Source organism: Bacillus cereus group sp. MYBK14-1, assembly GCF_051916885.1.
GTDB classification, from domain to species: domain Bacteria; phylum Bacillota; class Bacilli; order Bacillales; family Bacillaceae_G; genus Bacillus_A; species Bacillus_A cereus.
Window position 1 is genome coordinate 132,795 of record NZ_JBQAHM010000005.1, and the last position, 24,839, is coordinate 157,633.

Consider the following 24,839-nt stretch of genomic DNA (forward strand, 5'->3'; position numbering starts at 1 on the left):
ATATCAAGGATTTAAAGGCTATGTATTACAATACCACGTAAATTATTTCTACCATCTGTCACTGAGGCCGCCAGTTCCCTCCAACACTAAGATAATAATTTGATTAAGAGCTCTTTCTAAAAGAGCTCTCTTTTTTAACATAAACATACCATATACAAAATCCAACCTTAACCACTTAATTACTTATAAGAACCTAACTTATAAAACGCATAATAATTATATTTATTTACTAGTATACAAGCCGTATCTCTTAGTAGAAGCACAGCATAATATACGATACAGGACAAAACTTTCAAAAAACTTGTCTAAGTTAATTCTCAAAAAGGGGTGAATATAAATGCCTATCGTTAAACCTTTTATAGCAGGAAGACGATTTGTAAGTACAGCAGCAACAGGAACTGCTGCTGGAGCAGATTTAACTTTTGCTAACACAGACTTCACTGATGACACTGGTGCTGTAACAACATTCCCTGCTTCTTATGCCTTTTTAACACTTTATATTAATGGTGTTATTCAAACAGGTGATACTATTACTGGTGTGACTACTACAGCTGCTACTATTGTAGGAGGAGCAGTCCTAGATGGAGGCACTCCTATCGCAATTGAATTTACTATAACGTAAATTTAGTTGTCTTTTTAGAGGTTTCATTAAAAGAAACCTCTAATTTTAAAAATTCACATCAATTTTAGTAGCAACTACATAATACAGTGCAAATACTAGATAGAATGATAGAAATTTATACTCACTCTCAAAAAGAGCACTTATCTGTATTGATCTTTTTGAGAGTGCAATAATTTTGCGCCTATTTGCTCTTGGAGAACCTACTAAGCAGTTAGCTAACTGCTTTTCCATATAGTATTTATTATTATTCATTGCTTTATTCGTAATAGTGAAGCTTGTGCACTATCTACTATAAATTTTCATATATTGTATTATGCTTGTCCAAAATGTGAAGTTAATACTCACGAAATCTAAATACAAGAAAGGAGTGAAAATATGCGCTCATCCATTCGTAAATTCGCTAATTTTAATTGTGAAGCACACGCACCTAGTACACTACCTGCCCTAGGTTTTGCATTCAATGCTACTTCACCTCAATTCGCAACATTATTTACACCACTACTATTACCTAGTACAGGCCCAAATCCTAATATTACTGTCCCTGTAATCAATGATACAATTAGTACTGGAACTGGTATTAAAATTCAGGTAGCTGGTATTTATCAAATTAGCTATACATTAACGATTAGCCTTGATAACGTTCCATTAGCCCCGGAAGCAGCACGCTTTTTCTTGACATTAAATTCATCGACTAATGTTATTGCAGGATCCGGAACCGCAGTCCGTTCTAATATTATAGGAACTGGTGAAGTCGATGTATCAAGTGGTGTCATTCTAATTAACTTAAACCCTGGTGATTTAATTCAAATTGTCCCCGTTGAAGTAATAGGTACAGTAGATATTCGTTCTGCAGCGTTAACAGTTGCACAAATTCGTTAATAAAGTGAAACTTTAATCAGCCCTCACCAATCGGACTTTACGGGCAGTCCAGCCCCCACCTAACTTCTTTGCTTCTGCTGAATTTTGAGGTGGGGGTCTTACTACCCGGCAAATAGCAGGATAAAAACAAAAGACTTGGCTAATTAACATTTATTGTTCCTTATACACAATATCTTTTTATAGATTTGACACACATTTATATTAAACAAGCATATTTTATTGTATGACTATATAGTCATACAAATCTAAAGCGTTCATAAAAGCACACTTATATGTGTGCTTTATTTTTCATTAAAACCTACAACATTCTCACACAATATCCATATATTATCTTGACTCCTCTCTAAATATATGATTTGTCTCAGAGCGCTTTTAACAGCGCTCTTTTTATTTAAATTCCAATTTTTAAAGTTCGATTTTATGATTTACGTTATACACATGCTACGCTACTTTTGAAACAAGGTATACATCCAAAGACTGTAAGTAAACACTTCAGTTATAAAGATATGTTCATAACATTAAATCGTTATTCACATGTTTTTCCTAGAATACAAGGGGTGCTGTTAAAATATGTAGTGAAAGACCATTCGAATAGTAACATTTACAAATATAAAAATACGGTTTCTCCTCTCAAGAGAAACCGCAACATATCAATGCTTTTACTATATTTTAAACTGGCTCGTATACAAATCAAAATAAAACCCTCTATCTTCCATGAGAGATTCATGATTCCCTCTTTCTAAAATATTTCCATCTTTTATAACAAGAATTTGATCTGCTTTTTCAATTGTTTTAAGTCGATGAGCGATCACAAAACTTGTGCGACCTCTCATTAAATTATTTAGTCCTGCTTGTATTTGTAATTCTGTTCTTGTATCAATATTTGATGTCGCTTCATCGAGAATTAATATATCTGCATCTGCTAAAATTGCTCGTGCAATCGCTAGAAGTTGTTTTTGTCCTTGACTTAAATTCGATCCTTCTGAAGCAATTTCTGTTTCATATTGATTTGGCAAATGCTTAATAAAAGAATGTGCAGATGCTGCCTTAGCTGCAGTGATAACTTCTTCATCAGTAGCATCTAAGCGTCCATAACGGATATTATCCATAATCGAACCAGCAAATAAATACGTATCCTGTAAAACTACTCCTATTTTACTTCGTAAAGAATTAATATCATAATCTTTTATATCTTTTCCATCAATATGAATTTGTCCTTGCTGTATATCGTAAAAACGAGTTAATAAATTAATGATTGTTGTTTTCCCTGATCCAGTCGGACCAACTAAAGCAATTGTCTCTCCTGGCTGCGCTTTAAGACTCACTTCTTTTAAAATCGTTTTATTTTCTGCGTAGCCAAATGAAACATTCTCAAGTGCAACATGCCCTTGTAAATTTTGTACAACGAATGCGTCTTTTTTATTTTGAATTTCTGGTACCTCATCCATAATTTCAAAAACACGTTCTCCACCAGCAACTGCCGCTTGAATTGTATTCATTAAAGTCGCAAATTGACTTAGCGGTCTTGAGAATTGACGAGAATAATTAATAAAAGCCGCAATAACTCCTACTGTTGTCATTCCGTTTAAGACCATAACTGATCCAGTCCCAATGACAAGGCTCATACCTAAATTATTAATAAAGTTCATACTTGGAAAAATAAAAGCTGAAAATGTATCAGCCTTCGTAGCTGAAACTCTTAGCTGTTCATTAATTTTATTGAAATTTTGTACAGTTTCTTTTTCTTTTCCGTACAACGTTGTAACATCCGCACCTGTAATTGCTTCCTCAATAAATCCATTTAATTCACCTAAATCTTTTTGACGCTTCGCAAAGTTTTTACCACTATATGCAACTAGTTTTTTTGTAACGTAAAACATAATAGGTACTGTAATTAAAGTTACAATTGCTAAAATCCAATTTAAAGCGAACATCGCAATCGTTACACCTATAAAAGTTAACGCTGATGAAATAATTTGTACAACACTTTGTGTCAAAGCTTGATTCAAATTATCTATATCATTTGTCACACGGCTCATTAAATCACCTTGGGAACGCACATCAAAGAACCGTAAAGAAAGCGTTTGGATTTTCTCAAAAATATCTTGTCGTATTTTTTGAATTGTTTTTAATGCAACGTTAATCATGACAAATGTTTGTAACCATGTTAAAAGTACAGTTACACCGTAAATTGCGATAAGTAACATACACATTCTTGCTGTACCACTTAAACCTTTCGGTACAATATATTGATCTATAATGACCCCCATAAAATAGGGACCTAATAATCCAAGTAAAGTAGTAACAACGACTAGAAATATAACAAACATAAGAGCAGCTTTTTGGTAGCCCATATAGTTCCATATCCGCATTACAGTTCCTTGAGCATTTTTAGCTTTCCCCATCTTTGGCGTGTTTCGTCCACCTTTATTAGCAAATTGCCCTTGAAAATTACGCATGTTCTTCCCCACCTTCTTTATGCAAATTACCACCTTGGGAAAGATAAATTTCCTGATAAACCTCACTTCGTTCTAACAATTGTTCATGTGTACCATTGCCAACTAATTCACCATTATCTAATACAAGTATTTTATCCGCATCCATTATGGAAGAAATTTTGGACGCGATTAATAAAGTCGTTGTGCCTTTATATTTTGTTTTTAAAGCTGTTTGAATAGTAGCCTCTGATTTTGCATCAACTGCTGATGTAGAATCATCTAATATGAGAATCGGTGGTTTTCTCACAAGTGCCCTTGCAATTGATACACGTTGTTTTTGTCCACCTGATAGATTTGTCGCACCTTGTGTTAAATTATATTGATAAGATTCTTCCAGCTTATTGATAAACTCAGTCGCACATGCTGATGCAGCTGCTACTTCCAGCTCATCATGTGTTGCATTTTCTTTACCATAACGTAAATTCTCTTCTATACTACCTGAGAACAACAAAGCCTTCTGAGGTACAAACCCTATTGAAGCACGGAGTTTTTGCAAATCATATGTTTTAACATCTATTCCATCTATACATATTTCACCTTGATCCACATCATATAGACGTGGTAACAGTTTTGCTAAGGTAGATTTACCACTTCCAGTTGATCCAATAATCCCTACTTTTTCACCTTTTTGTATGTTAAACGAAATATCTTTTAAAACGTATTCATTATTTTTCGTATAGCTATAACTAACATTTTTAAATTCGATATTCCCCTCGATTTTCTCAGGTTCGATTGCATTCGCTTCGCTTATTATATCAACCTCGGTATTTAACACTTGCTGTACACGATCCGCAGATGGAAAAGCTCGCGCAATTTGAATAAATACCATGCTAATCGACATAAGTGACATTAAAATGATATTCAAGTAATTAATAAATGCCAAAATCGCTCCTACTTGAAGCGTTCCATTGAATACTTTTTCTCCACCAATCCATAATGTTGCGACAATCCCGCCACTTACAACTAGCATAATGATTGGCATCATTAAAGAAATAAGCTGCACAGCTCGAATATTTATCTTCGTTAAATTTGTATTTACACTTCCAAATTGAGCGATTTCATATTTTTGTCTTACATACGCTTTTATAACACGTACACCAGATAAATTTTCTTGTAACTTTGTATTCACTTTGTCCAATGCCTCTTGCACCTTTTTAAATGTACCACTTGCTTTACTTGCAATTAAAATAATCGCAAGTAATAAAATCGGAACAACTACAAGTAATATTGGAAATAACTCTCTTGCTGTTACAAAAACAATAATTATACTTCCGATAAATAACAGCGGACCACGAACGAGAACACGTAATGTCATCGTCATTGCTGATTGAATGGAAGTGATATCATTCGTCACGATCGTTAATAATTTACCTGTTCCAAATGAATCACGATTATTACTAGAAAATGTTTCTATTTTCGCAAACACATCTTTTCGTATGTCAGTAGCGAAATTAACAGCTGCTTTTGTAGAATACATCATACACCCAAGCCCTCCAACTAAACCGAGTGCTGCTGCTCCTATCATAAGAAGCCCCATTTTTATTACATAATTTAAATCCCGATTTGCAATCCCAACATCAATGATATGTTGCATAATAGTCGGTTGAATTAAGTCCATCGCAACCTCAAGTACCATAAATAGCGGTCCAATAATAGCGAAGAACATGTATGGTTTTAAATACTGTAATAACTTACGAAATGATTTCATACATAGTCTCCTTTTCCCATGAAATTACCACTGAATAATTCATATCCCTCCTTATTTAAGCGATATTTTTTGTAATTTCTTCATTACTTCTATTATATTATGTAAATTAATATTTAACATTATTAAATGATAAGTATTAATGACTTTCTGGTCAATACATATGCTTTATATTATGTAAATACAAAAACCGCATTCTTAATGAAAAGAATACGGTTTTTCATCTATAATTCTTCAATTGTAAAATGTAAAAACTCAGTCTCAAATCCCTTATTTTTAGAAGGACTACACGTGTAAAAACCTATTTTAATAGGCTCATTTCCTATATCCTCCATTAAATGAGCGATTCTTATTTGTTCCCATTGATGTCTCTTTTTCACATATATTGTATAATCACCGCGTTTTCGAATAATTCGAAAACGAAGTTGTTGCTTAGCTGCTTCAGTTGGATAATCTTGCGTTGACCAATCAGAATATCCATTATTCGTTACGACAGCACCTAAGTGAGATGGCCCTTCGGGGATATATTCTAAAGATGTTTTTAGCCAACAGTTCTCCGAAATCATAACAAAAAGACCTGCTTGATCGAATTTTGAATTTGGATTCATACGTAACTGAACTTCAGCTTGAAAGTCTGTCATCATCTCATTATAAAATACATGACCATTCATTACTTCAAAACCATAATGTGTTTTAAGCCAAAAATCAGTTTCTGCTTTCGAACGGACAATAAACGCATGATTATCATTAATTTTATAGTATTCAGGTACATTCATTATAGTGAGTTGCTCAATATGTTCTGGTATATACGATATATTCATAGCTCCTCCATAATAAAGCATTTATATAGACATTTAAAACTCCGCTAATACTGGGAATTTATAACCTTTAAAATCTAACTCTTTATCACTTCGAACCATTAAATACTTGCTAGACTGTACTTCTGTAAACTGTACATCCTCAACCCCTAATTGATCCGGAGAAAAATAAAATTCGATTTCCGTAAACCTTTCATTGATTTCTCCACATAATTCATCTAAAACCGGAAGTACTGGCGCAAATACTCCAAATAATTTCAACTTTTCATTTTCTACTTCATAAACGATTAGAGCATCTAGTTTCTCTGAATAATACAATTTCTCATTCCATTCCGAATCATACATATTCAAATAAAATGAAGGATGGAAGTTTAAAGTTGAAAAACTATTTGAAAGTCTTTGGCTACTATCAATAGTTTCATGTATTAACTGTCTATTCTCTATATTATAGTAATCTAACTTTTTAAGTAGTGAATCGTTATTATTAATATTTTTATCATATGGTATAGTCATCAAATATTCCTGCACAACTTTAAATCCAAATGCTGTATATAGTTCAGGGTTTTCCGTAAACAATAATGCACATTCACATTTCTTATCGATTTCTTCTATCATTTTACCCATTAATTGTGTCATTAACCCTTGTCTACGAAAATTAGGGTGTGTCATTACTGATTGAATACCCGCTGCATTTATTTTTTCACCATTAATTAATAATGGGAGTGAAAATGCCGCAACATTTGCAATCACTTTATCTTCTTGTAAAAATGATAAAGCTTTATATGTATCATCCCAATATCCTTTATCCGAAAAATCATTCAATGTTTGAGTTGTAATTCCAAACACTTCTTCAAATAAAGGAAATAACTGCTCTCTTTTCGGTTCTTCTATTAGAAGACTTGCCAATTTTTCAACATTCCCCATGTTGTACCTCCAAATGTTAAATTCCATTAAATTAGATATACTTATATGACCTACTCTTAAAAATAGAGGTCTTACCAATCAATATACTATCACAAAACATAAAAAAAAAGTCTAATTAATTTTATGTTTTGACTATTTGAAAATAAGTCGAATAAAACGATATTAAGATTTTTGGATATTAATTAGTTTATTATACAAAAATAGCGCTTTCTAATTAGCTTTTACTAATAGAAATACACTATTTATAATAAAATATTTTTAGTCTTTTATTCCTTCAAGTCTTTCCTTCGTATTAATTTCTTCTCCACTTATACGCTTTTCAAAAGACTTTCTCCAACTACATGAAAGTGCATTTACTTCTAATATCCTTTTTACCCCTTCAATATTTTGTTTTTCCTTATGCATGATACGATTAGCAAACGCTACTGAAACACCTTTTGGATCAGACTGTAGTTTTTTTAAGGTATCGACTGATGATACCCATCCTTCTTTTAATACACGAAAATAAAATCCTGTATATCCTGTTTCTTGAAAATATAGTGGTAACTTTGGAATATTATATTTTTTTGCTAATTTAAAACAAGGTTGCCTTGGTTGTGTTACCTGTACGATTGCCTGTCCTAGCTCAAACGTATCACCAATACAAACATCCTCTTCGCGCATACCACTAACTGTTATATTTTCTCCGAAAGCCCCATATACAAAATCTTGATTCAATTCTTTTTCCCAATATGGATAGTGATCACCAGTATAAACACAAACTGCTTTATCTACTCCTCCATGATGAACTAAGTCAGCTTGTCCATCCCCATTAAATTTTACAAAGGATAAATATACCGGTTCCTTTACTTGTTTCTTATTTATGCCTGTATGAATTACTTTTCCGCCGTATGTAACCTCTTTTGGTAATCCTATATTTAAAGATAATAATTGATATTCATTAGCCATTCTATTTCCTCCTTTAAAGGTGTTACATGTATTTTCTCTCGATTAATTTTTACAAACCTCTCTGTTATATAAAGATGATTATAAAACCTCTAAAATCATTGTTCAATTCAATTATTTATATAATAATGATAGGTATAACCTATTATTATACTTGAGGTGATTCCAATCGAATTACGACAACTTGAATACTTTTTAGCTGTTTCAAAAGAATTACATTTCACAAAAGCAGCTGAGAAATTAAATATTTCACAGCCTTCACTAAGTCAACAAATACGTGCATTAGAGCATGAAGTAGGAATGCCACTTTTCGATCGAATTGGTAAAAAAATATCTTTAACTGAAGCAGGGAAGGTTTTATTATCACATAGTAAAACCATTTTTCATGAAGTCGAACAAGCTCGTTCAGCTATTCAAGACCTAAACGGATTACAGCAAGGTTCCTTAACAATAGGGGCTTTGTTAACCGTCGTAAATTATTTACTACCACCAGCTATTTTAAATTTTAATAATTTATATCCTAATATAGAGCTTTCTGTATTAGGGCTTCGTACAGGAGATATTCGTGAAAAATTATTACAAAACGAACTAGATATTGGAATTACATTTCTCCCGGTGCAAGATAAAGAGATTATCTCCATCCCTCTATACAAAAGCGATCTTACATTAGTCGTGCCCACTGGTCATCGATTAGCTGAACGTAATCATGTATCTATTGCTGAATTACAGAACTATCCTTTAATTCTTTTACCTAAAAATTTCTTTTTAACCGAACTAATTACATCTCATTGTCAAAAATTCAACTTTAAACCAAGACCAATTTTAGAAATTAGCACGATGGAATCTTTAATCCAAATGGTTTCCAAAGGAATGGGAATTACAGTGTTACCCAAACCATATATAGACTTTTTACAAAATAATAACATTCAAGCTATTAAAATAGAAAAGCCTACTCCAACAATTGAAATAGGGCTAATTTATAGAAAAGATAAATATATGTGTGCTGCAACTCGAGAATTTATTGAGCAACTAAAAAGCACAGTACGTTCTTTCCAAAACTAAACAAAAGAGATTATCCTATGAAACCGTTTCACAACGATCTAGTAGAATAATCTCTTTTCCAAACAAAGTAAACATTATATTTAACTCCTATAAACTTTAATGTACCCTTTTAGATATTGGAATATATTTAGTAAAATATGCACCAACTAGCAATAATACAATTGAAAATAACCAAGTAAAAGCACCGCCAAAATGAAACCAATATGCAAACATATTTAAGATTGCAAGTGAAAAGAAGCAAATAGAAGTTAACGCACTTTTCAATCCTTTTATCCCAGATTTTTTTCTCTTTTGATAAGCAATATACATCGCAATAATAAGAAAAAAGATAAGAACAAATGGTAACATAACTTTCAGCATTGGTAATCCCTCCAGTATAAATGCACTCTTTACATCACCATCTTATCCCATTTATCTTTTAGGTATCAATTCATTCTTATCTTCCTTCCAAAAGTCAGTATAAGTTTTATTTTTAAAGTTCACGTTCACCTCAGAAAACGGCATACTTCCTCCAACTTTCAATGAATACCAGTCGTTTAAAAGTGGTGATCCGAAACAAATCTTCATTGTACGATCATGTAAATCGAATAATACAGAATGTAAAGTTCCAAACCATTCTTCATAGTTATGCACAGTAAGTCCAGCAGGATATTCTTCTTCTACTAACTTTTTTAAAGACTCTATGCTTACTTGTTCACATCTATTTAAATGCTCATGTAAAAGGTAATATCTCTTTGTTGATTGTTCTAATTTCCTATTATTTAATTTCTGAATTGATGAACTAACTGCATGGTTTGTTGATACAATAAAAGCTTGTTTTTCATCATCAATCGTTATTGTGGATTTATGACCGTCCAATATTTCAATATATGCTGCATTTAAAGGATCAGCTATTATTAAATTAATATTACTAGCAATTGGGATTTCTTCTATTAGTAACTTAGCTTCCTGCACATTTTTACATTTCTCCAACAACAATCGAATTACCGCAAAACATTGTAAACCACTCACCATTGGCTTTCTTAAACCTGCAATATTTCCTACTGGTTGACCACATGCTGAAAATGTAACAGCTAATCCATGCTCGTTAACCCCTTCCGTTCGGCCAAAATATTGAGTAGAAAAGCCACTATGTGCATACGCACCTTCAACATGAGTTGAACAAAAACGCATATCATCTATTACTGGTGACAAATCATAATTCCTTAATACATATGTGTGCTCTAAATCGGTCTTTTTAGGTAATACTGCACAATGACTACAACCTGCTTTCAATAGTGTTTGATAGTAATACATCATATTTTTTGAAGGAATTTTTAACACTTCACAAAACCCCTCAATTTCTTCATTTATGCCTGGACAATGTTTGTTTATTATATTTCTCGATTCTGTCCAATGGTTATTAGATATTACATTTTCTTCGTGTATAAATTGCGGGATGAGATACGGATTTTGTTTCACGAATTCCCCTTGTTGCTTTCCAATCTCATAATAACTTCCTTTTAATGATGAAAAATACCCCTTTACTTGATACATCAAACTCCCCCTCACATTGGATATATCCATATCGTACCAAATGGATTTCATTCATCCTTGATGTTTTTTACTATCTTTCTTTAACACCATCCCATTTTAATATCTCCACTAATAATTATTTACTAGACAATTAAAGTTTTGTTAATATTGCTGTAATAGCTTTATTTCAAAATAAAGTAGTTTGGATATCAAATGAGCAAAATACTTTGTTAAACCCACTTATAAGCAATCATCTAATTCATGAAATCAAAAAACTTATTTATCAAAATAAAAGGAGAATTTATGTATGAGTAGTTGCAAACCAATTGATAAATTAACTATTGAGGACCTAAAACAAAACCCCATTTGGGAATGGGCAATAGATGAAGAGGAAAACGAAGAACATGACGAAACATGGGTAAAACCAGCGGCAACTACTAATTTTACAGAAGAATTAAACGGTTCAATCGTACTAGGCGAATTATTCTTACATAATGGTGAAAAATTCCCTATGATGTGTGAAATTGATATTGAAGGTGACGAGGCCGTAATTCGTTCTGTTGTTTATTATAAGGAAGCAAAAAATGAGTATATTGCTATAGAAGATATTGTGAAAACGGTCGAAATGCCGTTATCGATTATTATTAATCTTACAATTCATGCAGAATCCAAAACCTTACGCTTCACTGCACATAAAGTAGACATTTATAAAAATTCAATAACGACTAATTTTAATTAAAGTCGGCCGAAATAAAGAAAACAATTATGAAATACAAACTGGGGAGTCATTAACGATTCCCCAGTTTTTTAAACTATCTTAAAGTATCCCCTTTTCCACTAAAGTCTCTGCAATTTGAACTGAATTCCAAGCCGCACCTTTTAATAGGTTATCGGAAACAATCCAGAGGTGGAATCCGTTTGGCGTATCAGGATCTTTACGTATTCTTCCGACAAATGTATCTATTTTCCCTTCTGCATATAATGGCATTGGATACAGCTGTTCACTAGGGTTATCCTGCAAAATAACACCTGGTGCATCCATTAGTATTCCCTTGATTTCCGCAACGCTTGCTTCTTTTTCCAGTTCTATATAAACCGATTCTGAATGCCCCGATACAACTGGAACACGTACACAAGTAGCTGCCATTTTCAAGTTTTCATCTTCTAATATTTTCTTCGTTTCTTGAATCATTTTGACTTCTTCAAAAGTAAAATCATTGTCTGTAAATATATCTACTTGAGGCAGTACATTAAATGCTATTGGATAATGTTTTTTATCTTTTTTCACCGGTAATATATCACTCTTCACTTCTTCACCTGCAAGTATAGACTTAGCCTGCTCTCGTAATTCATGAATCGCATGAATGCCAGAACCCGATACAGCTTGATATGTTGAAACGATAATTCTTTCTAAACCAAATGATTTTCGAATCGGCTGAAGTGCTGTTACCATCTGTAGTGCTGAACAATTTGGAACTGCAATGATACCTTTATGCTGTTTTAAAGTGTGCGCATTCACTTCCGGAACAACGAGCGGTACACCTTGTGCCATTCGGTACTCACTTGTGTTATCAATTACAATCGCACCACTAGAAACTGCATGAGTTACAAATTGTCTAGATACTTCTCCCCCAGCGCTAAAAAAGGCAATATCTACACCTTCAAAACTAGTTGTTTTTGCCTCTTGTATAATTATCTCTCGTCCTTTGAATCTTACTTTCTTACCAGCGGATCGTTTTGACGAAAGCAATGTAACTTCAACTATATTAAACTTCATTTCATTCTCTAACAGTTCAATAATTTTTTGCCCTACCGCACCTGTAGCCCCAACAACAGCTACATGATAGCCCTTTTTGATCATCTTTTCTCCTCCAATATCACCTGAATGAATATTTCTACAATTTCATTTTATACAGAATTTAATCATTTGGAAAATTAAAATACATGATATAATCATTCACAAATCATGATAATAAAAGAGGGATCGCTTATGGAAATGAGACATGTTAAAACATTTTGCGCCATTGTGAAGTATGGTAATTTTTCTAAAGCTGCGCACGCGCTAGGTTATGCGCAATCTACTGTTACAGCACATATGAAAGCTTTAGAGAACGATTTACATATTCCTCTTTTCGATCGGTTAGGGAAAAAAGTGCTACTTACAAAAGCCGGTCATCAATTTCATCCTTATGCATTAGAATTACTTTCAATATATGAAAAAGCGCAAGAAATCCCCCAAAATACAGATTATTTAGAAGGTACATTAAGTATTACATCTAATGAATCATTAGCGGTATACCGATTACCACAATTATTACGTACTTACAAACAGAAAAATCCGAAAGTAAATATCATACTTGAAACGAACACAAATGAACAAGCATTACAAAAATTACGTGAAGGAGAAACAGACGTTGTCTTCATAATTGGAGAAAGTATAGAACATAATGATTTTATTACGCGTACTTTTAGTAATGAAACATTTGGATGGATTTTACCAGCTTATTCCGCTGCACATACAAATCCATTCCAGTTATTACAGGAAACCCAGTTCATTTTTACAGAACAAAGCTGCGGCTATAGGACAATGGTAGATCGTTTTTTACGTCAAAGCGGAAATATTCCAGCTAAAACATTTGAAACTTCCAATGTTGAAGTCATTAAACAATCCGTCATGTGTGAGTTAGGCATTTCAATTCTTCCTTATATCGTTGTACAGGAAATTTGTCAAAAAGAACAACTATGTTTTCAGCCTATCGAAACTCCATCCGTTATTCAAAGTCATGTAATCTATCATAAATCCAGATGGATTTCCCCGGTGTTACAGTCGTTTCTTTCCTTACTTGAACGAGATTAAGATATTAAGAAGTACATTTAAAAAGAGTAATTGCCTAATAAGCAATTACTCTCTTACATTAATTAGTATATTATTTATTAGTCTGTCCGCCACCTGCAATTAATTTACTACCTGAATATGTACCTTTGTTCATAAACACTTGATTAATTAATTCTTTTTGCTCAGCTTCCGACATTACTCCTTTTCCTTCTCCTAAATTCCCACTTTGTAATTTCCAAATCTTATTGTGATCCCCATCAACCTTTTCATATTTTCCTTGTTTCCATCGTTCTAAAATTTCTACATATGTACTTCCCTGCACAAGATCATTACTCTTTACAATATCAATTAAGCTTTCAATCCGCTCTTGTGTAATAAAAATATAGCCCCACTTTTGATCAGCTTTCGCTTTTTGATGTGCCATTTCATGTAATGCTGTCTGTATGTTCTCATCTGTCCATTTAAAATTTTTATTAAAACCACTATTTGGCAATGAATAATTGCCATTTTCTAAAAGCTTTGCATCTTCTGCTTTTACGTTACTATCAGCTAATACTTCTACTGCTGGAGCAGCTGGTGATGCCTTTTTCGCAGCTGGTTTACTATTATTTAAATAATGCAGCATACCATATGTTAAACCTACTCCGATTACCGCCATACCAGCTATAACACCTATTATTTTCAAAAATGTTTTCATCTCGCTTGTTTCCTCCCAAATATCTCTGTTCTGACTACCTAATTATTTCTTATATAAAAACTGTTACTTCATTCAAAATATCGCATCGCATCCCCTATCATATTATTTATATATACTTCCTCATATTGTATTTCTTTTTCTTTAAAATTGAAAGATTATTCTGTTAAATAATGAAAATATTCTACAAATTTTTCCTTTATATTTATAAAGAAACAAAAAAACAACGAGCGCGTTCTACAACACTCGTTGTTTTTACTTTATGCACGATTTTCTTTTAACCACTTCGTAATAGCATCTAACCTCGAAACATCAAAACGTCTTTCTTCACACACATTCAAATTTTTTGAGTTTCTCACTATTTCTAATTCATTATTTCTTACACTTTTCGCCTCAATTAATTTACAATACCCATCTGTAACAGTATTTAAATTTTCATAATAACGCTGAAACGATTTTGATATATGTAAATGTTTTTCAAAGTTTCTTCTTCTTTTCGTCTCATCAGATACTTTCCGCTTTCTAAGTTCTTCATCGTTCGTATATAAATAAAAATATTGATCCGGAAAACCAATTTCCCTATTTATCATCTTTTCTTTATAAAAATTTTCTATTAAAGATAATGGCTGATTAAATATATCAAAATGAAAGCACCAATTATAACTAAGTGGTTGATATATATCCCCATCGAATATTACTAATTCATATTGCTCTGACTTCTGAACAGCTATATTCCAGCGCTCAACTTGTTTTTCAAAATACCATGTTCTATGTTCATTTTTTGGCCTTTCAAATAAAGAATTCACTTCAGGTATTATATAAGCACCATAATTCTTTTCTAATTCACGGCACGTGGTACTTTTACCAACAGCGCTTGCTCCCTCAAATGCTATTATCCCCATAGTTTCCCCCTCTTTCATTAACTAAAATTTCGTTGTTTCGCTTTTCTTCCCCATAACTTTCTCCATAAAACAATTGAAGCGATAGTGAGCATGATTGTTGTAATGATACTACCTTCAATTCCGAACGTGCCTCCATGCAATGTTTCTGGTCCATTTGTTATAGACTTAAAAATTGGAGTAGAATATACAGTTGTGCCACTAACTGCAAAGCCATATACATTATATTGAGCCCAGTTCCAAATTGAGTGCCATGCACATATTCCCCACAGACCATCTTCTTTCAATACGTATAAAGCTGCGAAAACACCCACTAATATTATATTCGATATAGATAATATTGTAATTCCCGGATTAAGTAGATGAAGAAATCCAAATAAAAATGAAGTTACAATTATTCCAACCCATATACGACTTCTAACAGAAAGAACCGGGAATAACCAACCTCGTACAATAATTTCTTCCGTTGCCCCTTGTATTAAAAATGCAACTAGAGATCCTACTATTCCTACTATTACTGTTGAGGTAATATGTTGTACTTGCAATTTCACACTCCCCATTAATAATAGTAGAATAACTGGCGTTGAAATAAATACAAACCCTATTAACGCACCTTTTAAATACTTTCTCATCCATTTCTCTTTCCAAAAGCCAATGGATGAAAAAGGTCTTTTTTCTACAAAACGAACCCATATAAATAAAATAAATATAGCTCCGCCAAACGTTAACACCATTCTAACATTGTCATAAATACCTTTCATGAATATCGTTTCAGCTTTTGGTAAAAATAACATAAATAACATAAAAAGTTCGCCTAAAGTCAAAAATATAATGGCTAATATTACAGCAAAGACTGGATGCACCTTTTTTCTCCCTGCTTTTGCTGCTTCAATTATTATAAATGAATTATTTTTCACTTTCTTTTCTCCTTTTATAATATTTAACTACTAACAGTTAACAACCATATTTTACCATAAAAAATGCAATATTAATATTTACTCTAAGTTTTTCTTACATGATTTTGCATAAATCCAAATTAGGAATAATATATAAATAAAAGAGGTGCCTTTGTGCCTTTACTATTATCACCCAGATTACTCAGTGGTATTACCAGCACTTGCTATTTCCAACCATTTGTTGTAAGATAGTAATTAAGGTCAATTTAACACTATATTTTCTTTGCATATTATCAAGTATCAATCAGGGACATTTTGTACTCCTTATGGGTTTTTGATAATATGTGAACTTTTATTTTCATTCAAATAAGGCCGATCATATTGTAATTTTTCTACTTTTAGGAGGCATTACCATGACATTAACAGGTAAAGTAAAATGGTTTAACAGCGAAAAAGGTTTCGGTTTCATCGAAGTTGCAGACGGTAACGACGTATTCGTTCACTTCTCAGCTATCACTGGCGACGGTTTCAAGTCTCTTGACGAAGGTCAAGAAGTTAGCTTCGAAGTTGAAGAAGGTAACCGCGGACCTCAAGCTAAAAACGTTGTAAAGCTATAATTCAAACAATAAAAAGGTTGTTACCAGCAAGGTTAACAACCTTTTTAATATATAACTAAAATTTTTTACATAAAAGGAGTGGTTACATGTATCGCAATCGAAAGAACGATGTAGCAGAAGTACCACCAGAACAAACCCCTGTTTGGGAATGTGAATCAGAGGATTGTTTAGGATGGATGAGAAAGAACTTTTCATTTGAAGAAGAGCCTAAATGCCCTTTATGTAAAAGTAGCATGAAAAGCGGAGAACGTTTATTACCTAAATTAGGTTAATTTATAATAAAAAAAACCTCTTTTAATTAAGAGGTTTTTTTTATTATAAATTTATGTTCTCAATATCAGTTCGTACTATAGAATACAATAATGCATCGTGTTGCTTATTTCCTTGATGAATATATCCACGCAATAGACCTTCCTTTTGGAAGCCAATTTTAGATAACATTCTACAAGAAGTATCATTTTCAGGATATGTAATAGCTCCAATTCTAAACAAACCTAAATCTTTAAATCCATAATCAATAATTTCTCGAGCTGCTTCCGAAGCGTAACCATTTCCCCAATAACGAGGATGCAGATCATATCCAATCTCAGATCGTTTACTCCATAATTGTAAATTGTTTAGTCCAATTGTTCCTATTAAAACGTTCGTTTCTTTTAACACAATTCCCCATCGTATTGCCTTTTTCTCAAAGTAATTTTTTGAAAAAGATTCGATCATACGTGAAGCTTGTCCAAACTCCGTAAAAGAATTCATACCGTAATAACACGTCACTTCATCCAATGAAAAGATTTCATATATTTTTTGACAATAAGATTGTTCTATTTCAACTAAACGTAAGCGTTCTGTTTCTAATATAGGAAATGCCATAGGATCACTCCTTTCTCTCTACTCATTCATTATATCAGAAAAAATATGTATAATTAGTAAAGTCCTTATTGTTCCATAAGTCAAACATTTCTAATGGCGCATTCCCTCTTTATTCTATATACACGAATTGGATACCTTCTGATTGCGACTCAAACATGACGCTATAATTTCCATAAATCAAATTTTAAATTATCAAGAACTGTAAAGAATTTGTTCCTTCATTTTTTCCTTCTAAACAACCACCCTAACCCATACATTTATGGTAAAATATAGTTAATCTATTTTACGCTATGGAGGTGTAAAAATCTATGTATATATTCATCGGCTTATCCCTCTTACTCATATTACTTATTTTTTTATTCGCAAAAAAATTCACACCAAACTCATTCATGATGACTAGCTTTAAAGGCAATAGCTTTAAGACATTTTCAATCGGTATTTTAATCGCTGCCATACTCTCACTTTCATATGGAACTTATCATGCAGTAACATATCAACCTAGTTATTTAGATATTAAATTAAAAAATCAAAACTATACTGTTTTCGGTAATGTAGGCGAATTCGGTTATTTCTCCGAAGAATTATTAAAAAAAGATACAGAAGTACAACTATATCTCGTCTCTTGGAAAACAATAAAGTTAAAAAATCCGGTAATACTTATAGAATATCCTTCAGGAAAACAAGAAACATGGAAGCCAAATATCGTATCAATACCGGTAAATAAATTACAAGAAAAACTTGATATAAAAGATATTTATCAACTATCACCGTATTCATTTAAAGAGTCTGGAGAAATAATAGTAACAATAAAAGAAAACAATGTAAAAAACAATACAATTTCCATTCAAATAAAATAAATAAAAACTGTTCCTCCATTTTGCTGAAGGGACAGTTTTTATTTATTCTACAGTATTATTTATTTAATGTATCCATTATTTCATTGGCTATATTCTTTCCATTTCCAATACACGCACCAATTCCAACACCATAATATGAGGCACCAGCTAAATATACATTTGGATAAAGATTCGTCATTTTTTCTTGTAATGCTTGAACCGCTTGATTATGTTCTAAATGATATTTCGGCATTAAATCTTTCCAATTTGTAACTTCAACTACTTCTGGTTCACCTTTAATTCCGAGACTCTTTTCAATATCATATAAAGCGACTCGTACTAATTCTTCTTCACTGTAATTCTTGATTGTTTCATATACCGGATTGGTACTCTTATAAAACATTCTAACTAATAATTTTTGTTTACCCGATGTATGTTTCCACTTTCGACTTGTCCATGTACAAGCATCACAATGTAAATCACTGTTTTCCGTTACAATAAACCCCGTACCATCAGCTGGTAGTTGTTCATCTAGTATGTCAAATCCTAAATAAACACTTATAAGAGATGAGTTTTTAAATGTATTAAACTGCTCATTTAACTCATTAGACTGTAATAAAGTTTGTGCAATATCATGTGGAGCTGCTAAAACAACATAATCAGCTTGTATTGTTTCATGATTTACAAAAGAAATCTCATATCGATCTTCTTGTTTACTTACAGCCGTCGTTATAGCACCTTTTTTTACGACAGTTTCAGTCAGCACTTCTTCTAAGCGATTAATTATCGTAGATAGTCCACCTTTAAATGATACGAATTTTTTATTTCCTGCTGATTGAAATTGTTTTTTATTCTCTTCAAAACCTTTAATAATACTTCCATACTTATTTTTATAATCCAGTAAATACGGTAATGTAGATGCCATTGTAAGCTCATTCAATTTACCAGAATATACGCCTGAAAGCACAGGAGCAATTTGTCTTTCCACTAACTCTTTCCCTAAAAAGCTTTCTAAAAATAAAGCAAGTGATGTATCTTTCGTAAACTCTTTATTTTTCGTTATGAAATCTTTTAAAGCTACGATTTTCCCCTTCGTTGAGACTAGCGTACTGCTAAACAACGACTGGACGCTCATCGGTATCCCAAATATAGTATCAGAAGGAATCGGATGTAACATGTTTTCAGAATATATGTAAGAAATACCCGTTTCATTATATACCATTTCATCTTCTAAATTTAAATCTTTTACAAGTGGCATAACGTGTTCATTACGAGCAACGATTGAATCCGCCCCTGACTCCATAATGAAATCCTTTTCTTCCACACTATGGATTTTACCACCTAAATACTCTTCTTTCTCAATAAGAATTAAATTTAAATCGATATTATAATCCTTTTTTAATTTTTCTAAATAAAACATAGTAGAAAGTCCCGTTATACCTCCACCGATAACAACAACTGTTTTCATATGTGCTGCGCTCCTAACCGATACAATTAATAATTCCTTTTTATTATAACCAAAAGTCCTTATATTCGACTAGCAAGTTGCGCATTCTGTAAGAAATTAGACAATATATTTTAATATATTGTCTAATTACCTAATAAAAAAGAACTATAACATTTACAAACCCCGTCATAGTTCTCTTTATTTTAAAAACATAAAGTAATTGATTAATTTGTCTAGTTCTTGACTCAATGCCAATACTTTTTCATGTTGAATTCCATAATCCGATACTAAATATAAAAGTTCTTCTTTTTTTATTTCAATTACTTTTTCCAATTTCGCTAGTTCCATGTCGTTTTACATCTCTCCAAAAATAAAATGTATGTATTTCAGTATAGCCTACTTACATAATTAGTAAAAGTAAAATACGCATGTAAAATCTTACATATTTGAAAAAATAATATACTACTAACAAAAAAAGAAACTAGATTAAACATCCTTTTACAGATCATTAACGTTCATTAAGAATGAATAACATAACGGAATTTTTCTAATGTGATATCTTTATAATTTGGAGCTCTCTGTATATGATTAAAATAACTATATGAGAATTTAAATACATGACCAAAATCCCAATCGAATTCACTATAGTCTTTTATCCAAAATATATTTTCAGTTGGTAAAATATTTGCACGTTTAGATTGAATTAAAGGTAATCGATCTATAGGTGAGTGTAAAGTTATTTCCGTATTCAGCTTGAGCTTTTGGCTAGCTCTTAGTACGTATACTAGTTTTAACAGCGGACGTATCTCTCGTTGAAATATATCTATATGTCCTAAATCGTACATTATATTAATTGCGTGGGAGTATGTAAGCAAATGCCCAATTAAATCATGATGTGATTCCGCTCGATAAATACTATTAAATTTCGATAACTCATTTAAAATGAACTGAGATACTTGTGTTGGATTACTCAATTCACTTTGTATCTCCTCTTCAAAACTTAATTGTTTTACTTCTTTCGTCGTATAACCAATCCACGATCTACCTGGAATTGTTTTTCGAAATGATAAAATAAGAGTAGTAATCCCTTCAATTGCTTGATTATCACCCCATTTTTGTAGCTCTTTCATAGCTAATAAACTTAATGACGCATAAATGACGTTATGCCCCACCCAATGAAGCTCATCAATCGTTTGTTCTAAAGATTTTATAATCATATTTTCCGCAATTTTAAAATCTATTTCTTTTTTATCATCAATCATCTCACCAATTTTTTTCTTGTTAAGCATCATCCTTGTTTGCGAATACATATTACGAGCTGTTTCTTCATCAATATTATTATCTTTCATAAAAAAATAACTAGCAATTGCAGCTGCTCCAAAATGTGCATGCCAAATATCATTTGTTTCTTTTTTACATTGAGAAATAATTGAAAGACCGCCTTTCAAAATACTTTTTTCCATTTTCTTTCTCCCCTATTAAAAATCACTATATTTTCATCCTAAAGATGGTGTCAGTACAAATAAAATGTGATTCGATTCATCACTTTTATTCAAAAATCGATGCTTCACATTCGGTGGAATACGTACAACATCGCCTTCTTCTAAAAAATATTCTTTTCCCTCCAATTCCACATACACTTCCCCTTTCATAATAACAGCAATCTCTTCCTTATCTTCATGGGAATAATGGCTTTCTGTTGTGTTTGCTTGTTTATTTAAATCCATCATTAACATTTCAATACGTGCTTTCATAAAATCAGGTGTTAATACATCATATACAATGTGATCATTGTTTTCCCGATATACTTTTTTTCGATCTTTTTTCTTAGAAATGAGCGAATCTGTATCGATATCGTTAATAAAAAGTGTAAACAGCGGTACATTTAATGCTTTTGCAATTAACTCCAAAACATTTAAAGAAGGATTAGCATGTCCTCTTTCAATTTGGCTAATTAGTGATGTACTAATTCCTGCATAATCAGCGAATTCACGAATTGTCATATTATTTTTCTTACGATAACTTAATACTGTTTGTCCAAACCTATCATGTATCATAGTAAAACTTCCTTTCATCCATCATAATGCATATTTCATTGTCTTTGTGCTGACATACTAAACAAAGGCAAATAATCCTTTCCTATTATCTCCGGGACTTATATACTTACCTTTGTACATTATATCGTATTAAGTTTATTATAATAAACATTCTATCGGAGGGACAAACTTTGAAATCACCTATTCTTTCATATTGCATCTTATTTTTTGGTGTATTCGCCTTATCAACTTCAGCTATTTTTGTAAAATTGGCAGATGCTCCTGCGACAATCATTGCTTTTTACCGATTATTCTTTGCCACACTGATCCTGTTACCGTTATTACTATTTAATAAAAATAGTCGAAATGAGCTAAAAACTTTAACGAAAAAACAATGGACATTCGGATTCATATCTGGGCTATTTTTAGCTGCACATTATGTACTATGGTTTGAATCATTACAATATACTTCTGTAGCAAGCTCTACAGTTATCGTAACGTTACAACCTTTGTTCTCAATGATTGGTGGTTATTTTTTATTTAAGGAAAGATTTACGAAAGGAGCGGTTATTGGTTGCCTCATCGCTATTTCAGGTAGTATCATCATTGGCTGGCAAGATTTCCAAATTAGTGGAGAAGCTTTATATGGAGATATTTTAGCATTTATTGCTGCCGGTATCATTACTGCTTATTTTTTCATTAGCCAACACGTTCGTAAAGATTTGTCACTTATACCCTATTCAGTAATTAGTTATGGAAGTAGTGCTGGCTTTCTTGGCATATTTGCTTTCACGCAACAAGAATCTTTCATCCATTACTCTACACAAACTTGGTTGTGCTTTATTGGATTAGCTTTCATTGCTACAATTTTAGGACAAACCATTTTTAATTGGTTATTAAAATGGATGAGTGCTACTGTAATTTCAATGAGTATTTTAGGTGAAACAATTGGCACTTGTATACTAGCGTACTTTATATTACATGAGACCATTTCTTTACAACAAGGACTAGGAATTACCGTTATTTTTATTGGTTTAGTATTATTTTTATTGCAGCCAAGTTCTAATAAAAAAGCATGACAGTATACTGTCATGCTTTTAACTATTCATTATGTACAATTAAACCATTCGGTCTAAAACGACTCATCATAATTTCATTAATAAACTTTCCATGAGCTTTCAAATTCCCTATCTTTACTCCCTCTTCTACAAATCCAAATTTTTCATATAAAGCTTTTGCTTTTGGATTCGTTTCTAATACACCTAGTTCTACTCTCTCTAACATTAACCAATTATCAGCCAAATCAAGCATCTTCGTAAGAAGTGCTCTCCCAATTCCTTTATTATGATATTCACTGTCTACCCCAATGAATAAATCGCCTGAATGAGATCTTCGGCCCGGACTTTGTGTTAAACCTACAAACCCAACAACTTCTCCATCATATTCTGCAACAAATTCAAATTGATTTGGTGCTAAATTTCGAATTCTATTTTCCATAGCCTCTACACGCATGCTAGGTAAGAAAACCATATACGGTAAAACGTCATCCTGTATACATATACGATGAATTGCTCTAGCATCTTGTATTTCTACTGCTCTAACGTTGATTCCCATCTTTCTCTCCTCCATATAAATAACAATATATTTGTGTGTATTCTAGAAACGTTCACGAATGACCTTCTCGCCCGGATTTCTTTATGTCATTTTTACATAATTATTTCGATATAATACTTAATTTCCAAAAAGATTAAAGACTATATGGATATGGATTTGGTTAACTTTTCACCTTGTTATATAAATCAAGCAAATTTTCAATCAGAATACCATTTAGTTTCATGCCGACTATATCACAATTTTCTATTTCAATATTTTTCAGATTACTATTACTTATAGTGCTACATTCCAAATCACATTTATCGAATACAATAGGTTCCTTCTCATCTCCGAGACTTGTATTTTTAAATTGCACTCCACCTAAAGTCACCAAATTAAATTTACTACCAGAAAGATTTAAATCTGCATATGATGACCATCTAAAATTTATATTTCTAAACTTGGATTGACTTACATTACAATTACTCATATTCATATTCATTATATTGCTACCAACAAATGAACTGTTTTTTAAATTCACTTGATAATACTCTGTATTTGCTAAATTACAGTTTTCGGATTGACTATTTTTCATATCTTTATTTGTAACTACACTCGCTTTGTTTGAGCTTGTTTTTATTCTTTTCACGTAACAATACTCATCTTCCGATTCAAAAATCATTTGGTAACCCATCTTTTTATAAAAGTGATGATTGTTAATTTGTCTACTAGATGTTTCGAGATCCCAAATCTTTATGTTCGGATATTCCTTTTCTATTAATTTCATAACATGTGATCCAATTCCTTTTCCTTGATAAACAGGATCTACAAAAATACGATCAATTCGACCGTACGACTTACCAGAAATCGTAACTATTATCCCTCCGATTATTTCTTTATCCATTACAACTTTGAAAGAATCCAATTCTTCAATGGAATATTCCATCATTTCAACTGAAGAATATCCTGGCGGTTGAATGTTATAATCAATGACATCATCTTGGCCATATAGCCATTGTTTTGCTTCTGCATCAAATGTTCTTTTCATTATTTCTGTTAATTTCTCAGCATCTAAAATTGTAGCTTTTTCTATAGATATTTTCGTCATTTTCGTTTTCCCCTTCATTATTACAAACCAACCATTTTTGTG

Annotated in this window: 27 protein-coding genes; 9 read left to right on the forward strand and 18 right to left on the reverse strand. The window is 32.1% G+C overall.

The genetic code is table 11. The annotated features are described in order from the left end of the window. Positions 1–337: 337 nt before the first annotated feature. On the forward strand, positions 338–622 hold the full coding sequence (locus ACTFR3_RS15575; protein WP_001123247.1) for a DUF4183 domain-containing protein: 285 nt from the start codon (positions 338–340) through the stop codon (positions 620–622). A 375-nt stretch (positions 623–997) separates the two neighbouring features. Then, complete coding sequence (gene exsF / locus ACTFR3_RS15580) at positions 998–1,501, forward strand: exosporium protein ExsF (RefSeq protein ID WP_001257869.1); 504 nt, start codon at positions 998–1,000, stop codon at positions 1,499–1,501. Between the two features lie 662 nt (positions 1,502–2,163). Here exsF and ACTFR3_RS15585 read toward each other — a convergent pair. From ACTFR3_RS15585 to ACTFR3_RS15605, 5 genes are all read right to left on the reverse strand, one after another. Beyond that, entirely contained in the window at positions 2,164–3,960 is a 1,797-nt protein-coding gene (locus tag ACTFR3_RS15585; RefSeq protein ID WP_440044558.1) for an ABC transporter ATP-binding protein, read from the reverse strand. Further along, on the reverse strand, positions 3,953–5,707 hold the full coding sequence (locus tag ACTFR3_RS15590) for an ABC transporter ATP-binding protein (RefSeq protein ID WP_000834783.1): 1,755 nt from the start codon (positions 5,705–5,707) through the stop codon (positions 3,953–3,955). Before ACTFR3_RS15590 ends, ACTFR3_RS15585 begins: the two co-directional genes overlap by 8 nt. 221 nt (positions 5,708–5,928) lie before the next feature. Then, a complete protein-coding gene (locus tag ACTFR3_RS15595; RefSeq protein WP_001027672.1) occupies positions 5,929–6,525 on the reverse strand; it encodes a DUF1349 domain-containing protein in 597 nt (198 codons plus the stop codon). A 33-nt stretch (positions 6,526–6,558) separates the two neighbouring features. Next, positions 6,559–7,446 (reverse strand): GNAT family N-acetyltransferase, encoded by an 888-nt coding sequence (locus ACTFR3_RS15600; RefSeq protein WP_000528673.1) that lies wholly within the window; start codon positions 7,444–7,446, stop codon positions 6,559–6,561. A gap of 258 nt (positions 7,447–7,704) precedes the next feature. Then, a complete protein-coding gene (locus tag ACTFR3_RS15605) occupies positions 7,705–8,394 on the reverse strand; it encodes an MOSC domain-containing protein (protein WP_001262990.1) in 690 nt (229 codons plus the stop codon). 156 nt (positions 8,395–8,550) lie between these two features. Between ACTFR3_RS15605 and ACTFR3_RS15610 the strand changes: the two genes are divergently transcribed. Continuing rightward, positions 8,551–9,453: a LysR family transcriptional regulator gene (locus tag ACTFR3_RS15610; protein ID WP_000612247.1), complete on the forward strand. Its 903-nt coding sequence runs from the start codon at positions 8,551–8,553 to the stop codon at positions 9,451–9,453. Positions 9,454–9,549: 96 nt separating this feature from the next. Here the strand turns inward: ACTFR3_RS15610 and ACTFR3_RS15615 are convergent, their stop codons facing one another. After that, positions 9,550–9,813, reverse strand: a complete 264-nt coding sequence (locus ACTFR3_RS15615; protein ID WP_000921854.1) for a hypothetical protein — start codon at positions 9,811–9,813, stop codon at positions 9,550–9,552. Positions 9,814–9,864: 51 nt separating this feature from the next. Next, complete coding sequence (locus ACTFR3_RS15620) at positions 9,865–10,989, reverse strand: C45 family autoproteolytic acyltransferase/hydolase (protein ID WP_259591171.1); 1,125 nt, start codon at positions 10,987–10,989, stop codon at positions 9,865–9,867. Positions 10,990–11,275: 286 nt separating this feature from the next. On the opposite strand from ACTFR3_RS15620, the gene ACTFR3_RS15625 reads away from it, so the two are divergent. Beyond that, positions 11,276–11,707 carry a hypothetical protein gene (locus ACTFR3_RS15625; protein ID WP_000093107.1) on the forward strand — a complete coding sequence of 144 codons (432 nt, stop codon included), beginning with the start codon at positions 11,276–11,278 and terminating at the stop codon, positions 11,705–11,707. Positions 11,708–11,785: 78 nt separating this feature from the next. On the opposite strand, the gene ACTFR3_RS15630 is transcribed toward ACTFR3_RS15625, so the two are convergent. Beyond that, complete coding sequence (locus ACTFR3_RS15630; protein ID WP_000591709.1) at positions 11,786–12,829, reverse strand: aspartate-semialdehyde dehydrogenase; 1,044 nt, start codon at positions 12,827–12,829, stop codon at positions 11,786–11,788. Between the two features lie 129 nt (positions 12,830–12,958). Between ACTFR3_RS15630 and ACTFR3_RS15635 the strand changes: the two genes are divergently transcribed. Next, positions 12,959–13,825, forward strand: coding sequence for a LysR family transcriptional regulator (locus ACTFR3_RS15635; RefSeq protein ID WP_440044560.1), 867 nt, complete (start codon positions 12,959–12,961; stop codon positions 13,823–13,825). A 70-nt stretch (positions 13,826–13,895) separates the two neighbouring features. On the opposite strand, the gene ACTFR3_RS15640 is transcribed toward ACTFR3_RS15635, so the two are convergent. The 3 genes from ACTFR3_RS15640 to ACTFR3_RS15650 form a co-directional block, all read right to left on the reverse strand. Further along, positions 13,896–14,501, reverse strand: a complete 606-nt coding sequence (locus ACTFR3_RS15640) for a PRK06770 family protein (protein WP_000846982.1) — start codon at positions 14,499–14,501, stop codon at positions 13,896–13,898. Positions 14,502–14,758: 257 nt separating this feature from the next. Continuing rightward, a complete protein-coding gene (locus tag ACTFR3_RS15645) occupies positions 14,759–15,418 on the reverse strand; it encodes an AAA family ATPase (protein WP_002024134.1) in 660 nt (219 codons plus the stop codon). Then, entirely contained in the window at positions 15,418–16,314 is an 897-nt protein-coding gene (locus ACTFR3_RS15650; protein ID WP_000794822.1) for a CPBP family intramembrane glutamic endopeptidase, read from the reverse strand. The genes ACTFR3_RS15645 and ACTFR3_RS15650 overlap by 1 nt, the downstream gene beginning before the upstream one ends. 392 nt (positions 16,315–16,706) lie before the next feature. Here ACTFR3_RS15650 and cspD point away from each other — a divergent pair, with 392 nt between their 5' ends. Both cspD and ACTFR3_RS15660 read left to right on the forward strand, forming a co-directional pair. Continuing rightward, a complete protein-coding gene (gene cspD, locus ACTFR3_RS15655) occupies positions 16,707–16,910 on the forward strand; it encodes a cold-shock protein CspD (protein WP_000176366.1) in 204 nt (67 codons plus the stop codon). A gap of 86 nt (positions 16,911–16,996) precedes the next feature. Further along, positions 16,997–17,182, forward strand: coding sequence for a cold-shock protein (locus tag ACTFR3_RS15660; RefSeq protein ID WP_000286203.1), 186 nt, complete (start codon positions 16,997–16,999; stop codon positions 17,180–17,182). A gap of 43 nt (positions 17,183–17,225) precedes the next feature. On the opposite strand, the gene ACTFR3_RS15665 is transcribed toward ACTFR3_RS15660, so the two are convergent. Then, entirely contained in the window at positions 17,226–17,777 is a 552-nt protein-coding gene (locus ACTFR3_RS15665) for a GNAT family N-acetyltransferase (protein WP_000885397.1), read from the reverse strand. Between the two features lie 308 nt (positions 17,778–18,085). Between ACTFR3_RS15665 and ACTFR3_RS15670 the strand changes: the two genes are divergently transcribed. Continuing rightward, positions 18,086–18,634: a hypothetical protein gene (locus ACTFR3_RS15670; protein WP_440044561.1), complete on the forward strand. Its 549-nt coding sequence runs from the start codon at positions 18,086–18,088 to the stop codon at positions 18,632–18,634. Positions 18,635–18,689: 55 nt separating this feature from the next. On the opposite strand, the gene ACTFR3_RS15675 is transcribed toward ACTFR3_RS15670, so the two are convergent. From ACTFR3_RS15675 to ACTFR3_RS15690, 4 genes are all read right to left on the reverse strand, one after another. Beyond that, positions 18,690–20,081, reverse strand: a complete 1,392-nt coding sequence (locus ACTFR3_RS15675; RefSeq protein WP_440044562.1) for a protoporphyrinogen oxidase — start codon at positions 20,079–20,081, stop codon at positions 18,690–18,692. Between the two features lie 177 nt (positions 20,082–20,258). Next, the gene (locus ACTFR3_RS15680) at positions 20,259–20,408 is read right to left on the reverse strand and encodes an aspartyl-phosphate phosphatase Spo0E family protein (protein ID WP_000417698.1); all 150 of its coding nucleotides are present in this window, start codon (positions 20,406–20,408) and stop codon (positions 20,259–20,261) included. A gap of 170 nt (positions 20,409–20,578) precedes the next feature. Beyond that, positions 20,579–21,523 carry a hypothetical protein gene (locus tag ACTFR3_RS15685; protein WP_440044563.1) on the reverse strand — a complete coding sequence of 315 codons (945 nt, stop codon included), beginning with the start codon at positions 21,521–21,523 and terminating at the stop codon, positions 20,579–20,581. Between the two features lie 33 nt (positions 21,524–21,556). After that, complete coding sequence (locus ACTFR3_RS15690; protein ID WP_440044564.1) at positions 21,557–22,117, reverse strand: helix-turn-helix domain-containing protein; 561 nt, start codon at positions 22,115–22,117, stop codon at positions 21,557–21,559. 170 nt (positions 22,118–22,287) lie between these two features. On the opposite strand from ACTFR3_RS15690, the gene ACTFR3_RS15695 reads away from it, so the two are divergent. Beyond that, entirely contained in the window at positions 22,288–23,175 is an 888-nt protein-coding gene (locus ACTFR3_RS15695; protein ID WP_440044565.1) for a DMT family transporter, read from the forward strand. A 22-nt stretch (positions 23,176–23,197) separates the two neighbouring features. Here the strand turns inward: ACTFR3_RS15695 and ACTFR3_RS15700 are convergent, their stop codons facing one another. Further along, positions 23,198–23,710: a GNAT family N-acetyltransferase gene (locus ACTFR3_RS15700; protein ID WP_000512619.1), complete on the reverse strand. Its 513-nt coding sequence runs from the start codon at positions 23,708–23,710 to the stop codon at positions 23,198–23,200. A gap of 160 nt (positions 23,711–23,870) precedes the next feature. Continuing rightward, positions 23,871–24,815: a GNAT family N-acetyltransferase gene (locus tag ACTFR3_RS15705; RefSeq protein ID WP_440044566.1), complete on the reverse strand. Its 945-nt coding sequence runs from the start codon at positions 24,813–24,815 to the stop codon at positions 23,871–23,873. Positions 24,816–24,839: the final 24 nt, after the last annotated feature.

Excerpts from the sequence above, each read along its gene's own strand:
- ACTFR3_RS15575 (WP_001123247.1), top strand. The coding sequence starts at position 338 with ATGCCTATCGTTAAACCTTTTATAGCAGGAAGACGATTTGTAAGTACA.
- exsF (WP_001257869.1), top strand. The coding sequence starts at position 998 with ATGCGCTCATCCATTCGTAAATTCGCTAATTTTAATTGTGAAGCACAC.
- ACTFR3_RS15585 (WP_440044558.1), bottom strand. The coding sequence starts at position 3,960 with ATGCGTAATTTTCAAGGGCAATTTGCTAATAAAGGTGGACGAAACACG.
- ACTFR3_RS15590 (WP_000834783.1), bottom strand. The coding sequence starts at position 5,707 with ATGAAATCATTTCGTAAGTTATTACAGTATTTAAAACCATACATGTTC.
- ACTFR3_RS15595 (WP_001027672.1), bottom strand. The coding sequence starts at position 6,525 with ATGAATATATCGTATATACCAGAACATATTGAGCAACTCACTATAATG.
- ACTFR3_RS15600 (WP_000528673.1), bottom strand. The coding sequence starts at position 7,446 with ATGGGGAATGTTGAAAAATTGGCAAGTCTTCTAATAGAAGAACCGAAA.
- ACTFR3_RS15605 (WP_001262990.1), bottom strand. The coding sequence starts at position 8,394 with ATGGCTAATGAATATCAATTATTATCTTTAAATATAGGATTACCAAAA.
- ACTFR3_RS15615 (WP_000921854.1), bottom strand. The coding sequence starts at position 9,813 with ATGCTGAAAGTTATGTTACCATTTGTTCTTATCTTTTTTCTTATTATT.
- ACTFR3_RS15620 (WP_259591171.1), bottom strand. The coding sequence starts at position 10,989 with ATGTATCAAGTAAAGGGGTATTTTTCATCATTAAAAGGAAGTTATTAT.
- ACTFR3_RS15625 (WP_000093107.1), top strand. The coding sequence starts at position 11,276 with ATGAGTAGTTGCAAACCAATTGATAAATTAACTATTGAGGACCTAAAA.
- ACTFR3_RS15630 (WP_000591709.1), bottom strand. The coding sequence starts at position 12,829 with ATGATCAAAAAGGGCTATCATGTAGCTGTTGTTGGGGCTACAGGTGCG.
- ACTFR3_RS15635 (WP_440044560.1), top strand. The coding sequence starts at position 12,959 with ATGGAAATGAGACATGTTAAAACATTTTGCGCCATTGTGAAGTATGGT.
- ACTFR3_RS15640 (WP_000846982.1), bottom strand. The coding sequence starts at position 14,501 with ATGAAAACATTTTTGAAAATAATAGGTGTTATAGCTGGTATGGCGGTA.
- ACTFR3_RS15645 (WP_002024134.1), bottom strand. The coding sequence starts at position 15,418 with ATGAAAGAGGGGGAAACTATGGGGATAATAGCATTTGAGGGAGCAAGC.
- cspD (WP_000176366.1), top strand. The coding sequence starts at position 16,707 with ATGACATTAACAGGTAAAGTAAAATGGTTTAACAGCGAAAAAGGTTTC.
- ACTFR3_RS15660 (WP_000286203.1), top strand. The coding sequence starts at position 16,997 with ATGTATCGCAATCGAAAGAACGATGTAGCAGAAGTACCACCAGAACAA.
- ACTFR3_RS15665 (WP_000885397.1), bottom strand. The coding sequence starts at position 17,777 with ATGGCATTTCCTATATTAGAAACAGAACGCTTACGTTTAGTTGAAATA.
- ACTFR3_RS15670 (WP_440044561.1), top strand. The coding sequence starts at position 18,086 with ATGTATATATTCATCGGCTTATCCCTCTTACTCATATTACTTATTTTT.
- ACTFR3_RS15675 (WP_440044562.1), bottom strand. The coding sequence starts at position 20,081 with ATGAAAACAGTTGTTGTTATCGGTGGAGGTATAACGGGACTTTCTACT.
- ACTFR3_RS15680 (WP_000417698.1), bottom strand. The coding sequence starts at position 20,408 with ATGGAACTAGCGAAATTGGAAAAAGTAATTGAAATAAAAAAAGAAGAA.
- ACTFR3_RS15685 (WP_440044563.1), bottom strand. The coding sequence starts at position 21,523 with ATGGAAAAAAGTATTTTGAAAGGCGGTCTTTCAATTATTTCTCAATGT.
- ACTFR3_RS15690 (WP_440044564.1), bottom strand. The coding sequence starts at position 22,117 with ATGATACATGATAGGTTTGGACAAACAGTATTAAGTTATCGTAAGAAA.
- ACTFR3_RS15700 (WP_000512619.1), bottom strand. The coding sequence starts at position 23,710 with ATGGGAATCAACGTTAGAGCAGTAGAAATACAAGATGCTAGAGCAATT.
- ACTFR3_RS15705 (WP_440044566.1), bottom strand. The coding sequence starts at position 24,815 with ATGAAGGGGAAAACGAAAATGACGAAAATATCTATAGAAAAAGCTACA.